Origin of the sequence: Borrelia persica No12, assembly GCF_000500045.1 — a bacterium.
Lineage (GTDB): Bacteria > Spirochaetota > Spirochaetia > Borreliales > Borreliaceae > Borrelia > Borrelia persica.
Genome location: NZ_AYOT01000225.1, coordinates 64,378 through 79,286, shown reverse-complemented (window position 1 = coordinate 79,286; position 14,909 = coordinate 64,378). Strand labels below are relative to the sequence as shown.

At 28.6% G+C, this 14,909-nt stretch carries 11 protein-coding genes; 3 read left to right on the top strand and 8 right to left on the bottom strand.

The genetic code is table 11. From position 1 onward, the window contains the following. Window positions 1-154: 154 nt before the first annotated feature. Window positions 155-1,300: a tetratricopeptide repeat protein gene (locus tag U881_RS0109130; protein WP_038364222.1), complete on the top strand. Its 1,146-nt coding sequence runs from the start codon at window positions 155-157 to the stop codon at window positions 1,298-1,300. Between the two features lie 41 nt (window positions 1,301-1,341). On the opposite strand, the gene hisS is transcribed toward U881_RS0109130, so the two are convergent. After that, window positions 1,342-2,712: a histidine--tRNA ligase gene (hisS, locus tag U881_RS0109125; RefSeq protein WP_024654118.1), complete on the bottom strand. Its 1,371-nt coding sequence runs from the start codon at window positions 2,710-2,712 to the stop codon at window positions 1,342-1,344. Window positions 2,713-2,855: 143 nt separating this feature from the next. On the opposite strand from hisS, the gene U881_RS0109120 reads away from it, so the two are divergent. Further along, window positions 2,856-4,733 (top strand): penicillin-binding protein, encoded by a 1,878-nt coding sequence (locus U881_RS0109120; RefSeq protein ID WP_024654117.1) that lies wholly within the window; start codon window positions 2,856-2,858, stop codon window positions 4,731-4,733. A 1-nt stretch (window position 4,734) separates the two neighbouring features. On the opposite strand, the gene U881_RS0109115 is transcribed toward U881_RS0109120, so the two are convergent. From U881_RS0109115 to U881_RS0109095, 5 genes are all read right to left on the bottom strand, one after another. Continuing rightward, entirely contained in the window at window positions 4,735-6,627 is a 1,893-nt protein-coding gene (locus U881_RS0109115) for an AMP-binding protein (RefSeq protein ID WP_024654116.1), read from the bottom strand. 214 nt (window positions 6,628-6,841) lie between these two features. Further along, the gene (locus U881_RS0109110) at window positions 6,842-7,147 is read right to left on the bottom strand and encodes a PG0541 family transporter-associated protein (protein WP_024654115.1); all 306 of its coding nucleotides are present in this window, start codon (window positions 7,145-7,147) and stop codon (window positions 6,842-6,844) included. Window positions 7,148-7,155: 8 nt separating this feature from the next. Further along, a complete protein-coding gene (locus U881_RS0109105) occupies window positions 7,156-10,425 on the bottom strand; it encodes an efflux RND transporter permease subunit (RefSeq protein WP_024654114.1) in 3,270 nt (1,089 codons plus the stop codon). 15 nt (window positions 10,426-10,440) lie between these two features. Beyond that, window positions 10,441-11,382 (bottom strand): efflux RND transporter periplasmic adaptor subunit, encoded by a 942-nt coding sequence (locus U881_RS0109100; RefSeq protein ID WP_038364219.1) that lies wholly within the window; start codon window positions 11,380-11,382, stop codon window positions 10,441-10,443. Window positions 11,383-11,429: 47 nt separating this feature from the next. Then, window positions 11,430-12,755: a TolC family protein gene (locus tag U881_RS0109095; protein ID WP_235048171.1), complete on the bottom strand. Its 1,326-nt coding sequence runs from the start codon at window positions 12,753-12,755 to the stop codon at window positions 11,430-11,432. A gap of 25 nt (window positions 12,756-12,780) precedes the next feature. On the opposite strand from U881_RS0109095, the gene yidD reads away from it, so the two are divergent. Then, on the top strand, window positions 12,781-13,083 hold the full coding sequence (gene yidD, locus U881_RS12040; RefSeq protein ID WP_084538473.1) for a membrane protein insertion efficiency factor YidD: 303 nt from the start codon (window positions 12,781-12,783) through the stop codon (window positions 13,081-13,083). Here the strand turns inward: yidD and U881_RS0109085 are convergent. Further along, a complete protein-coding gene (locus tag U881_RS0109085) occupies window positions 13,072-13,968 on the bottom strand; it encodes a glycine betaine ABC transporter substrate-binding protein (protein ID WP_024654111.1) in 897 nt (298 codons plus the stop codon). The genes yidD and U881_RS0109085 overlap by 12 nt on opposite strands. Before the next feature lie 38 nt (window positions 13,969-14,006). Beyond that, window positions 14,007-14,906, bottom strand: a complete 900-nt coding sequence (locus U881_RS0109080) for an ABC transporter permease (RefSeq protein WP_024654110.1) — start codon at window positions 14,904-14,906, stop codon at window positions 14,007-14,009. Window positions 14,907-14,909 lie beyond the last annotated feature (3 nt).

The window sequence follows — 14,909 nt, the reverse complement described above, 5'->3', positions numbered from 1 at the left end:
AAATCCCAAATGACTTACATAATTATAACATTAATAAATTTTTAGTCAAACTGACCCATTGAAAACACAAAACAATATTTTATTTATCATTCTTTTAAGATAATATTTATATATAAAATACTAAAAATAATATCATGAGGGTAAGCTTAAATTTATGGAAATAGCATCTAGAAAACTTATTAACAAATCTATTAGTTACTATAACTCTCATAGATACGCAGATGCAATAAAACTTATAGAAAAAGAAATTTTTTTTTACAAGAATTACTACATTTATCATTATATACTGGGAATGTCTTATCTTAGAATGGGAAATTTAGGCAATGCTCAAACATACCTAAAAAAAGCATATACTCTAAATCCAACAGAACCAGATATTAAACAATCAATAGCAATATTATTAGCAGCTCAAGGCAAAGAAGACAAGGCCATACAAATATGGCTTAAAATGATAGAAGAAAATCAAGAAACAAAACGTTCAGAATTATCATTAGAAATCATAAGAAAACATCCTATTCAAGGAACATTATTTCTCAATAAAAACAAAATATACGATAAGTTATTCCCAGAAATCAAAATAAATAAAGGAGAAAATCTATCCAAATTAATAAAAATACTACTAGCAACAGCTGGAATTTCATTTTTATTAATAGCAATATTCTTATTTACAGATTTTAAATCAAATATCAAATTAATATCAAACGACTCTCAAACAAAAATAAAAAAAGCTATCACAAATATAGCAACATATATTGATGATATAAAAATAAATGACAAAGAAAAGATAAAGAACCATGAAGGACAATTTGTATTCATACTCACTGAAACTGAAATTAAAAATTCATTTCAAAAAATAAAAACTCATTTAAAAAAAGGCAAAGACAATTTTGCAAGAATCGAAATAAATAAGATATTAAATTCAAATGCATCAGAATCAATCAAACTTAAAGCCAAAAATCTTGCAAGCTTTATATCAAGACCAGATTTTATCACATTTAACGATTATTTAGTTCTAAAGGAAATTAAAAAAAATCCATTAATTTATTCAAATGTATATGTTAAATGGGAAGGACTTGTCAATAATATTGAAAAACAAAATAACATAACATATTTTGACTTTTATGTAGGATACAACAAAAATATCCTTGAGGGAATAATAACAACAAAAACAACCTTTGACATTAAAATCAATTCCAAAGATTGCGTCGAAATACTAGGACAAATAGAATATGACTACAATACAAACACATTGACTTTGCATACAATCACAATTCGAAAAATAAAAGAACAAAAAAGCTAAACTTAATTAAAGTAAAGTCATAAAAAATTAAGCCTCTTTAATCAAAAAGGTGTGCACAAAAACTTATCATTACCCTTAATAAATTTAATAGCCTCATCAAAAGACAACAACAATTCTTCATTTTTAGTTAAATCTCTCACCCTTAACTTATTCTCTTTATATTCTTCCTGGCCTACAAAAATTAAAAATCTTATACACTTGGCAATAGCATAATCCTTTTGCACCTTAATATTTTTACCATCTTTGTTTTTAGGATATACCTCACAAGCAATATTATTTATCTTAGAATAATCATGCCCTCTAAATTTATCTGCAAGCCCATAATAATAATCCTGCAAATCATCGTCCAAATTAACAATCAATACTCTAGAACTGGCCTTAACTACAAATACCTTAATATAATGAAATTTTTCAATTGTAATTATATCTTGGATCCTATCAATACCAAAAGATCCTCCAACTGCTGAAAATTTCTGCAAAGACCCAGAAAATAAAGGTAATAAATTACTGTATCTCCCACCACTACAAATACTACCCATATTAACACATGGCATCTCAGCCTCAAATACAAGTCCAGTATAATAATCAAGCCCACGAACTATCTTCAAATTAAAATTAAAGGCATCTTGAATTTTTAATACACTCAAATGTACAAAAATATCTTCAATTCTCTTAACAGCATCATTATCTACTAAAATACCTTTTAATCTCTTTAATTTATCAGAAAAAGTTCCATCTAAATTCACAAATTCTAATATTAAATCGACATGCTCTTCACTTAATTGTACAAGCAAATTTTCTCGTACAGTCTCAATCCCCATTTTATCCAACTTATCTATATTTCTTAAAATAAAAGCGGCATTATCTTCAAGTCCCAATTTCTCAAGATAAGCATGCAATATTCCAATATGGGAAAAATGAATAACAAATTTTCTCTCAAAATCTTTAATAAAATTTAAAAAGATATCTCTAAGTCCGTAATAAACAATAGATAAAATTTCAGCATCACTACGAAAAGTATCCTCACCCACTATATCAAAATCAAATTGCATGAACTCTCTATATCTACCCTTTTGAGTATTTTCACCTCTAAATACTTTTCCTATCTGAGACCTTCTGAAAGGAAATTTAATCTTACATTTATTAGTAGCCATAAATCTTGCAAAAGGAACCGTCAAATCAAAACGCATAGAAACATCTCTGCCTCCATTATCCTTAAACCGATAAATTTGCTTTTCTACTTCATCCCCACCCTTTTTCAAAAGAAATTCAGAATACTCAAGAATAGGAGTATCTATTAAATCAAAATTATACGAAACAAGCACACTATATATTTGTTTTATAATATGAGTACGAATTAACGCATCTTGTGGTAAGGAATCCCTGAAACCCTTTAAAGTTCTAACATCCACTATATTTAAACCTCTATTAATTTCAAATTTACTCTTTTCATAATATAATATTATAAATATGAGAAAAAATTAATCAAACATTCATAATAAAATCCTTAAGTGTTATAACATTTACTCAAACACAAGGAGTATCTAAATACTTGATGAATAAAAATTTTATCAACAGCTTAAGATTAAACATCATATTAGTAATTTTTCTCATAATAACATTGTTAACAATTTATAAATATTGTATACTAATGTCTTCAAAAGAAATACAATATTTCCCTCAAAAAAGAAACCAAATTTCAAGAAGAGGTAATATCTATGACAGGAATGGCAAAATACTAGCTTTCTCTTCAAAATCATATTCATTAGGAACAGATCCAAGTAAAATAAAAAATATTGTAAACACATCAGAAACCCTTGGTGCAATACTTAAAATTGATCCTCAAACAATAAAACAAAAACTATCATCAAAAAAAGGATTTATGTATATCAAACGAAAAATAACAAGAGAAGAATCAGAACTAATTGAAAGAATTCAATCAGAAGGTAGATTAAAAGACATCATACTTTATCCAGACTACAAAAGAATTTACCCATTTAAAGAATTGACAAGCAATATTACAGGATTTGTAGGTACTGATAATATTGGACTTACAGGAATTGAATTCTCGCTAAACTCAATATTAAATGAAGATCTTACAAAACAACAATCCATAAATGAAAAACCAAGTATAAACAACATATATCTAACAATAGACATAGATCTCCAAAAAAGCATAAATCAAATAGCAAAAAAATATTTCAAAGAAAATAAACCGGAAAATATGATTACCATGGTAATGGATGCTAAGAATGGAGAAATTTTATCAATGCTTCAATTTCCACAATATGATGCCAATTATTATTCACAATATTCTAAAGAAATATGGAACAATTTTTCAACATCATTAACATATGAACCTGGAAGCATAAATAAAATATTTACAGTAGCTATCCTATTAGACAGTGGACTTTTAAAACCAAACGAAAAATTTTTAGATAACGGTATATACCAAAAAAAATTCAAATCAGGAGAAATAATTACAATCAAAACATTAAACCCTCCTTATGATTATATTGACCTTAGTGGAATTTTAATCTATTCATCAAATGTAGGAATAGCTCATATTACAGATAAAGTAAGTAACGAATATTTTTATAACAAATTAATAGACTTTGGTTTTGGAACAAGAGTTGGATTTCCTTTCCCTGGAGAAACAAAAGGTCTCTTAAGCCATCATTCAAAATGGTCAGGACGAAGTAAAGTTACAATTGGATTTGGACAAGAAATAGGAGTTTCTGCCATTCAAATATTACAAGCAGCTAGTGTACTTAGTAATAACGGAATTATGCTAAAACCAAAAATCATAAAAAAAATAAGCAATGAAATGGAAGATACAGTTCAAGAATTTCACAAAGAAGAAATTAAAAAAGTAATATCCAAGTATACAGCAAAAGAAGTTTTAAGAATGATGAAAGAAGTCGTAAACAAAGGAGGTATACCAAAACTTAAGACAAAAAACATAAATATTTCAGCAAAAAGTGGAACTTCTCAAGTAACAGATCAAAATACAGGTAAATATTCAGATGAAGATTATACATCTTCAATACTAGTAATATATCCTACAGAAGATCCAAAATATATTATATACGTCGTATATAGATATCCTAAAAAAATAATATATGGAACAAGAATTGCTGCACCAATGGCTAGAGAAATAATAAATTTAATTGAACAGAAAGACAACACAAGCGAATACAATAAAATTCAAATTTCTTCAAAAATCAGCATACCAAAACCTATAATCGAGCATAAAATAAAAGAAACTTTGCCAAATCTTAAAGGACTCTCTAAAAGAGATTTAATGAAAATCTTAAAAAACTACACAGATATAAAGATAAATATTAAAGGAAATGGATTTGTATATCAACAATCCCACCCACCCAATACAAAATTAAAAGACATAAAAGAACTTGAAATAATACTACAATAAATTAAGAAAATAAATTTTTTATCTCATTGCGATAAAAATTTGCAATATAATTACGCTTAATATCCATTTTAATAGACATTTCTTTACCTACTTCAAATGGTTTTTCTAAAAGGACAAATCTTAATATTTGTTCAAAAGGTTTAAATCCATTGGCCCTATTAATAAGCTTTTTTATCTCATCTCCAATAACTTTAAGAACAATATTATTTTCAATAATTTGTTGTTTATTATTAGTATCACAAATTTCTTGGCCCATGCTCTCTAAATACTTATTTATCTCCTCAAAATTAGGAAGAATTAATGCACCTAAAAATTTTTGATCTTGTCCCACAACAACAGCTTTCTCAATAAGTAAAGATTCTTCAAGCTTAATTTCAATTGGCGCAGGCTCAATATTTTCTCCATTATTTAAAACAATAGTATCTTTATCTCTTCCTATAATCTTAACAACATCATTTTTTGACAACTTAACAATATCACCCGTATTTAAGAACCCATCACAACCAATAATTTGCCTTGTAGCCTCTGCATCCTGATAATACCCAAGCATAACTTGAGGACCTTTAATGAATAAAATGCCTTTACCAGGTTTTTTAAGCTTCATGCCATTCTCATCTCTAATCTCAGCAATAGTTCCAGGCAATATCTTTCCACTAGTACCAATAATTATTTTACCATGCTCATTTGATGCAACCCCAGGAGATGCCTCTGTTAAGCCATAGGCATTAGCAAGTTCAATTCCAATTGAATTAAAAAACCTAACAATATATAAAGGTATGCTGCCACCCCCAGTAATGCCAACAATAAAATTCTTGCCTAAAATTTTCTTTATTTTTTTAAAAATAAGTAAATTTCCCAAAATTTTAAAAGGAAATAAAACAATTAATCCCAAAAGACCTAAAAATTTTTTTATGGGCATCAATAGATCCAATCCATTATCAGGATACAATCCTAAAACTACTCTATAGCAAATATCATTAATACATGCAGACTTAACAAAAAGTTGAAATAACAATCTTATACATAATGCCTTTTTTGAAATCTCTTTAACAATATTTTGTCTTATTGCAATCCAAAGTCTAGGAACAGCTGCAATGTAATGAGGATTAATATTCTTAATGTCATCAAGCATATTTCTTGGAACAATATTTGAGAATAAACAAGTCATACCTTTAAGAAAAATATTATAAGAAAACGATCTTTGAAATGAATGCCAAATCGGCAAAATACACATAAATATTTGCCCTTCACTAACACTAATCATCCTACTAAAACTAGACACCTGATAAAGGAAATTAGCATGAGAAAGCATCACTCCCTTAGGATTTCCTGTAGTACCAGAAGTATATATTATTGTAGCCATATCATCAGGATTGATATTATTTACAGTCCTAATAATCTCTTCATCCTGCCTTGCATTTTCTCCAATTAAAATACACTCCTTATAAGTATAAACTTCAAAATCACTAAAGCGTAATTTATCTTCTTCCCATAAATCATCAATAATAACAATAATAGGCCTTACATTAAATTTAAGCTTAACAATCAAGTTGAGAAGATCCACATTTTCCACTATTATCATATTAGGAGCAATATTATTAATAATTATTTCAGCCTCAAAAAGAGTAATATCAACTCCCTTTGGAACATCTACAGCACCTAGAGATAAAATTGCAAAATCAATAACACTCCACTCAATTCTATTCTCAGAACAAATAAATACCTTATCCTGATATCCCAAATTCATTTTCTTCAAAAAAGCAGCAAACTTTAAAACATTATTTTTCAAATCAGAATAAGTAACTCTAAAATAGTCTTTATTATTCTTATATATTTGTGCAATTCCACAACCATGCTTACTAGCAATTTCAAAAAAAGTTTTTACTATTGACATATGATACTACTACACACTCACTACAACGAATATTATTAATAATTATAACATCTTAAATAATAAAATCATAATTCAACATTATTTGATCGTATATTAAATTAATAAAACACATTATAGCTCTTTTACATTAATTTAATAAATTTGCTAAATGATAAATTTATTAATAAACAATTTAAAAATACAAATTGAATAAAGGTACAAAAAACCAACAATCTCAATTACCTATAACAAAAAACCTAATTCCTTCAGTAGGATATTCTTTATCTAAAATCTCAATAGCATTTTTTAATTTTTCTACAACAACTAAACTATCAGTATAAACTATAAGAATAAAATTTTCTTCAGGCCATATTGAATTACACTGTTTTTCACCCTTTATCCCTTTTCCTCTAACATTATATATCTTAGAATAATATATAATTTCACCCAAATCATCTTCTATCTTACTTATATATTCATGAAGATCAACTTCCAAAGACAAATTAGAAATTACTTCAACTCTATACAAATCCCCCCCCATATCAAATCTTAATCTTCGTCAATAAAAACATCATCAAAAATATCATCAACTTTAACATTACCATTAGCATCAATTTTAGAAATATTGTCATTATTTTTATTCTTATTTAACAAATTGACATTTTTCCTTTTGCCATTTATTTTGCAAACAAAAAACAACAATTTCACCAGAATAAAATTTTTTATCGAAAAATTAGAAAAAGCTTCAAAAAGCATAGGAATAAAAAGCAAAGCCAAAAATGTACTAGCAATCATCCCACCAATAAAGGTAAAAGCAATGGGCTTTAAAAGACTACTATTATTTGAATCTGAAAATGCAAGTGGGAAGAGTCCTACTATTGAGGTTAGAGAGGACATCACAATTGGTCTAAATCTAGAACGACCTGCTTCAATTACTGCTTCTCTTAAAGCAAATCCTCTCTTAAGCAACAAGTTAATATAATCCACCAATACAATACCCGTATTAACAACAACACCCACAAGCATAAGCATGCCAAAAGCAGTCAAAACATAAATTTTTTCTCTTGATATAAAATAAACAAGTATAACACCTATTAAAGTCAATGGAATTGTAAATAGAATAATAAAAGGCTTGAGCAGAGATTCAAATTGTGCTGCCATTACTCCAAATACAAGTAAAATAGCCATTAAAATTATCAACTTAAATTGCTTCATAATCTTTTTAAATTCATCGTATTCTCCTTCAAATTTAACGAATATGCCATCCTTTTGGGGAACCTTATTAGTTACAAAATCTACTAAATCTCTCGTAACTGAAGCCAAACTTTCATTTGGAGCAATACCTGCTGTAAGCTTAACTACCAAGGATTGATTTTCTCTAAAAAGCCTTTTAACTCCATTTATTTTTTTAAAATTAGAAATTAAAGACAGGGGAACTTTAACGCCAAATTTATTTATAACAAATATATCATCCAAACCTTTCAGATCAACAATATCACCTTTATCAAGCTTAAGTAAAATATCATAACTAACTCCATCTTCAACATATTTTCCTGATGAAATTCCATGAATGCTGGCTTTAACTTCCCTTGCAATAGTTTCTATACTAATTCCATAAGAATAAGCCTTTTCCCTATCTATATCTATGTCAATTTGCAGATCTTCCTCTATATTAAGTCTAGGATTTACAATACTTGAAAAATTTTTCTCTAAAAGACCAACTAACAATTTCCCATATTCCTTTGCAGATTCAAAATTAGAAGCCATAATTTTAATCTCAATAGTAGGACCACCGAAAGAACTGCTTGATGAGAAAATATTATTAGGATCTAAAATAGGACAAACCCTCTTAACATGCTGAGAGATTCTATATTGAATTTCTTCCTCATTATAAATATCACCATCAACTTCCTTTTTTGAAGGCAATAAGACCTTAAATATAAAACCTTTTGAATATACCTCAGAAATAATCCCTTTATAAGTTTTAATTTCACTTTTCAAAATTTCTAAAACTTTATCTGAATAAAACTTTGAAACATCTAAACTTGTTTCTTTGGGAAAACCAAAAGAAAAATTAATAACAGGAGAATATTCCTTAGGCATAAAAGACACATCTAAAAAAGGAAATAAAAGTAAACTTACAATAAAACTACATGTAACAAACAATAAAAAAACTAGCTTACGATTTAAAACCCAATTTAACAAAATAACATAAGATTTCTCTCCAAAAGCAGAAATCTTATATAAGACACTATCAATTCTTTCGATTAATTTATTTTTAATGGGCTTTTGAAAAACAGTATAAAGCCCAATATAATAACTTGAAAGCACAGGAACTAAAAAAATAGCAACAAACAAAGAAACCGTTAAAGATATAACGATAGTAAAGGCAAAATCCTTGATCAAATCACCAATAATACCCAACTCTGACTTAAAAATAAGCAAAGGAGCAAACACACAAATTGACGTCACAGTAGCAGCAATGATTGGAAGCATCATTTCTTGTGTTCCCAAAATGGCAGAAGAGATAAGTTTTGCACCTTTTTGTCTATATCTATATATATTTTCTATTACAACAATAGAACAATCCACAAGCATACCAACACTTAAAGCAAGTCCCGAGAGACTCATAATATTTAATGAAATATTTGCAAAATACATTAAACAAAAAGTAATAATAATAGCCAATGGTATTGCAATGCCAATAATAACAGTCGCTCGAAAGCTTCTTAAAAAGAAGAAAATAATACATAATGCAAGAAATGCTCCCGAATAAGCTGAATTAGAGACAGAAGAAATAGCCTCTCTAATATATTCAGCATTATCCGCAAAAATATCTAGAGATATATCCTTAGGAAGGATAAGTTTAATTTTTTTTAATTCTTCATTAACCGCATCTGAAACGGTAACAAAATTTGCATCATTTTGTTTTTCTATAGATACCTCAATAGAAGGCCTATTATCATTATGCCTATCATTATAATATACATACCTCTTTTTCTCAGAAATAGCCTTAATAGTTGCAATATCTCTCAATCTAACCTGAACAAAAGAATTATCTTTCAAAGAATAAGGCTTATAAGCAATAACCACATCTTCCAAATCATTAATCGAATTAAAATTGCCAGATACTTGTACTGGATATTTCAAATCATCGTCAAAAACATCACCAACAGACAATTCAACATTTTGAGAAGAAATAAACGGAACAATATCCGATAAATTAAGCCCATATGCCTCCAACCTATTTTGAGACACTTCAACTAAAATATGTTTACTCCCACCTCCACTAACATGTACAACTCCAACTCCATCAAGTCTCTCCAATCTAGGCTTTAAAATTTCATCTGCATACCTCTTAAGGTCTACAATAGATCTATTTGCATATATCAAAAATGATATTACCGATACTCCCTCATCTGGACGAAATCCTCTAGAAACCCTTGGAAAACTTGCATCTTTTGGCAATGAACCTTTTGAGAGCTCAAGCGTGTCTCTTACTTCATTTAAAGCCAAGTCTAAATTCGTTCCATGATAAAACTTAAGAATAATGTCACTATATCCCTTATAAGAACTGCTGGTCATTGTTTCTATATTTTTTACTAAAGATAAATTGCCTTCTAAAATGCGTGTAACTTTCTCTTCCACCTCTTTTGCAGAACTTCCTGCATAATCAGTAGAAATACGAAGACTTGTTGATTTAAACTCAGGAAACAAATCTATATTTAGTCGTGAAAAAGTATAAATACTAAGAATAATTAATAAAGAAAACAATATTAACATTGTTATTGGCTTATTAACAACTTTCTTTACTAACATAAGTAACCTCAAAAATTAAATATTGTCTTCAACACCAAGCCCATCATGAATATCTACCACATCCACAAAAGCTCCATCTGATAGCAAAGAAACACCCTCAGTTACGATCAAATCATTCTCAGCAATACTATCTTTAATAGATACAACATTATCCACTTCAAACTCTACTAAAGGAAACACTCTCTCAACTGTTTCTGTATCGACATTTACCCTAAATAAACAGAGTCTACCCTCTTGTTCGATCAAAGCACGTTTTGGTATTTTAATCACATTTTTTGCATGCTTAGTGACAAGTTTAATTTTAACAAACATGCCAACAACCATTTTATTTATGATATTTTCTATAGGATCAAGATATACTTCAGCAGCACGACTCTTAAAATCTACAATAGGCGACATCTCTGAAACCTTTGCCTTAAACTTTTCACCAGGATAAGATTCAAGCTCAATAATTGCATTATTTCCAATCTTAATATCCAAAAAATATTTTTCAGGAACATAAGTTTTAATTTGCAAAAAATCCATTTTGCCTATCAACGCAACACTAGTTTGAGGAGTAATCGTTTCTCCAATTTTACAATTAACAGACAAAACGTATCCAGAAATCGGGGCTCTTACTGCACTCTTCAAATAAAGAAAACCTGGCTTTGAAGGATCAAGAGTTGCAATAATTTGTCCCTTATTTACATAAGTTCCAAGCTTTATATCAAGAGATATTATTTTACCTGCAACATCCGGAAATACTGCTAATTTAACTTTTGTATCAACATCACCATTCAAAGAAATATAACTACTTAAATCTCCTCGTATAGCCTTCATAACAATAACTGGAAATTTATAAGGCGTATCAGTAACATCACCGGCAATACCATCCCCAGCAACATCATCTTGAATCTCTCCCTCTTTATTACATGAGAAAGCAAATAATAAAACTAAAAGCAAGCAATAATACTTCATATAAACCTCCTCTCATGTAACAAATCAGATTCATAAATATTACTCCATTAATCCAATTTATTTATCAACCCCTTATATTCAAGTACTAAATTAGCATAATTCAGTTTATCTTTTATCAATTGTAAATCGCTCTGCTTATAGGAAAGCTCAATATCATTTAATTTCACAAGATCTATAGTGCCTGCATTAAAGGCATCAAAAGCTATCTGATAATTCTTTTTAGACATCTCCAAAGCCATTTTTGAATTATCCAAAATAGATCTATACAATCTTATGCCTTTACGTTTTTGAATAACATCAGATTTAAATTCACGCATCTTATTATAAATTTGATCTTTTAATATCTTTAACCTATAATCTTGTTCCCATATTCCTGTAAAACTTTTTGAAAAAGGCAACACTTCAGTAAAATCATAAGTCAATCCAAAAGAAACAGATAATCCCTGTCTTGACGAACCAGCAAGATCGCCACCAAAAGAAATACTTCCAGGAGTATAAGACATTGAAAAAGAAAATTTTGGCAAAAAAGCATCTAACCAAAGACTATCAAGAGTAGCCTGCATAATTTTAACGGAATTATTCAATTCCTTTATTTCCAAATGCTCATTAACATCTACAACCTCATTAAAAAATGAAACATCCAATACTTCATCTGACAACTCACCTGTAATTTCAAAATCTTGTAAAACATCTAATCCTATTAACAATCTAAATTTTGATTTCGCATCCTCAAATTTAATGACTTGTTCATTTAAATCAGACTGAAGCCTATTATATTTAAGCTTAGCATCAAGATAATCTATCTCAGAAATAAGACCATTACGATAAGCAATACTCACTTGCTCAAATTTAAGCTTCCCTTTTTCAAGCTGCTGCTCCTTTAAAACTTCTAAAATATTTTTAAAAGCTAGAAGCTCATTATACATTTTAAGAACTTTCAACTTAATATCTCTATTAACTTTTTCTCCGTCTATAACAGCATTGTCATAATTGAAATTATCAAGTCTCATTTTATTAACAACAGATGGCGATATTGAAAGTCCAACAGAAACACCTAAATCTAAATTCCAATGCTCTCCTCTTATAATTGGATTTTGTCTCGAAATATTTGAAAAAAAACCCAAATTTGGCATAAAAACATTCCAAGAATTGTTTTTATGCAATCTCTTTATCTCTTCTTGATGCCTAGCACTTTTAGTCGCCAAACTATTTTTTAAAGCCATATTAACGGCATCAGTAACAGATAATTTTATAATTTCTTCTGCATAAGAAGGAACTGATAAAAGAAAAACTAATATGAAACACTTGATATTAGCAATATTTATAATTAAATAAAGTAAAATATTTTTATTAATATTCAATATATTTATCATTGTCCTTATATAATAACATGATATTATGATATGCATTAAAATACTAAAAAAATTTTTTATGATAGCAAATTTAGCATTTATCTTATTAATCAAGATATACCAAAAAACTTTTTCTCAAATAGTAGGTTTTCATTGTATATATCAACCTAGTTGCTCAAACTATGCACTCAGTTGTCTAAAAAAATACAATATCATAACTGCATCTATTTTAATTATATTAAGACTCATTAGATGCAATGCACTATTTAAAGGAGGTTGCGAACCATTGCCAACTAAAAATCCAATATTAAACTCACTAAAAAAATTTAAAAAAAGATTAATCAAATAAATTTTTATATTTATCTGGCACCCAATTCTTTACGTAATCTTTATGAGTATCAACAAATTCAATAGCATTCTTATATTCTTGTCCTGGCTCCTTATAATTTTTTTCTATCAAAGGCAATAACAAGTCATCACCCCAATAAAAATTATCAAATAAATAATAAGCATCAGGATCACTCTCTTCAAGCCCCAACTTAACAAGAGAATGAATACTCTCAGGACCACCCATTGACAATAATGGATCATCTAAAAACTTAATATCATATTTCACAAATGCCCAATGAGGTTTCCACAAAGGCACTAAAATCCATTCTTGTTTATTAATGGCAGATTCTAAACTCGCAAGCATTACACTCTCACTTGAAGAGATAAGTTCATATTCTTTATCCAACTCATAAAGCTTTAAAGTTTCTTCCACAGAAAGCTGAGTACCTGCTCCTGCATCTATTCCTATCATTTTATTTTGAAATTCAGAACCCCTACCCTTAAGTTCCGAAATATTTGAAATTGTAACATAACTTGGAACCACAAATCCCTGTAATGTCCCCTCATAATTAGGACCAAGATCAACAAACTTATCCTTAAATTTTTCATAATAAAATTTATCTGCCGTAGGAACCCACGCAGATACCATACCATCTACCCGTCCAGACGCCACATACTGATACATTATAGACGCAGTAACAGGTAATATCTCCACATTATATCCTATTCTTTCAAAAACAACTCTTATAATATTGGTAGCAACTGTTTCACCTATCCAATTAACATAAGCAATTTTAACCGATTTGACACTTTGAGAATTATTATTCTCAGAATTATCATTCTTATTACAAGACATAAAAACTAAAACCAAACTCATAAGAACAGATATCAAAACACCTCTCATAAATCAATTCCCCCTATTTAGCAAATAAAATCAAAGTATTATTTATTACACATTTCCAAAAACCTTTTGAATTTATTTTCTTTTTTAACTCCATAATTATCAGTATTTAAATAACTAAATTTAATAAAAATAGCTTGCATAATTCTATCTAAAATAATAGCTATTATCACAACAGCCAATCCGGATATTAAACCTTCAGCAAAATGCAATCTTTCAACAGAATATATCACAGTCCTACCAAGCCCCGATGAACCAACCATCGCCGCAATCACTATCATAGATATTGCCATCATAATTGATTGATTAATCCCTTCTATTGTACTCCGAAGAGCCAATGGTAATTGAATTTGAAAAAGAATACGAGCACGACTGCTTCCAAAAGACTTTGCAGCTTCAATAACCTCACTTGGAACCTGAATAATTCCCAATCTTGTATATCTAATAACTGGAGGCATTGCAAAAATTATTGTAGCAAAAATTGCTGAAGACGTACCCGTATCAAAAAAAGATATAGCTGGTATTAAATAAACAAATGGAGGCATCGCCTGCATCAAATCGAGCAATGGTTTTAAAAACACATAAAATTTTGAATAATACCCACCTAAAATACCTATTAAAATTCCCCAAAGTACAGAAAAAAACACAGATACAAAAATAAGCGATATTGTATCCATTGACACTTCCCAAAGATTGAAATATAAAATAAAACAAAAACCTAACATAATCAAAAGTGCCAATCTTTTTTTCAAAAACAAAAAACTCAAAACACAAATTATTAAAATAAACAAAACAGGATTAATGACTAAAATTAACCTTTTCAAATTTTCGTAAAAAAAATCTACAAACTTAGCAAAACCAATACCATTAGAGTTTGAAAAATTATCAACCAAAAAATCAAACGCCTTATCTATGCTAGCAACTATAAAATTTCTATCCATAAA

Excerpts from the sequence above, each read along its gene's own strand:
- U881_RS0109130 (WP_038364222.1), top strand. The coding sequence starts at position 155 with ATGGAAATAGCATCTAGAAAACTTATTAACAAATCTATTAGTTACTAT.
- U881_RS0109120 (WP_024654117.1), top strand. The coding sequence starts at position 2,856 with ATGAATAAAAATTTTATCAACAGCTTAAGATTAAACATCATATTAGTA.
- U881_RS0109115 (WP_024654116.1), bottom strand. The coding sequence starts at position 6,627 with ATGTCAATAGTAAAAACTTTTTTTGAAATTGCTAGTAAGCATGGTTGT.
- U881_RS0109110 (WP_024654115.1), bottom strand. The coding sequence starts at position 7,147 with ATGGGGGGGGATTTGTATAGAGTTGAAGTAATTTCTAATTTGTCTTTG.
- U881_RS0109105 (WP_024654114.1), bottom strand. The coding sequence starts at position 10,425 with ATGTTAGTAAAGAAAGTTGTTAATAAGCCAATAACAATGTTAATATTG.
- U881_RS0109100 (WP_038364219.1), bottom strand. The coding sequence starts at position 11,382 with ATGAAGTATTATTGCTTGCTTTTAGTTTTATTATTTGCTTTCTCATGT.
- U881_RS0109095 (WP_235048171.1), bottom strand. The coding sequence starts at position 12,755 with ATGATAAATATATTGAATATTAATAAAAATATTTTACTTTATTTAATT.
- yidD (WP_084538473.1), top strand. The coding sequence starts at position 12,781 with ATGATATGCATTAAAATACTAAAAAAATTTTTTATGATAGCAAATTTA.
- U881_RS0109085 (WP_024654111.1), bottom strand. The coding sequence starts at position 13,968 with ATGAGAGGTGTTTTGATATCTGTTCTTATGAGTTTGGTTTTAGTTTTT.
- U881_RS0109080 (WP_024654110.1), bottom strand. The coding sequence starts at position 14,906 with ATGGATAGAAATTTTATAGTTGCTAGCATAGATAAGGCGTTTGATTTT.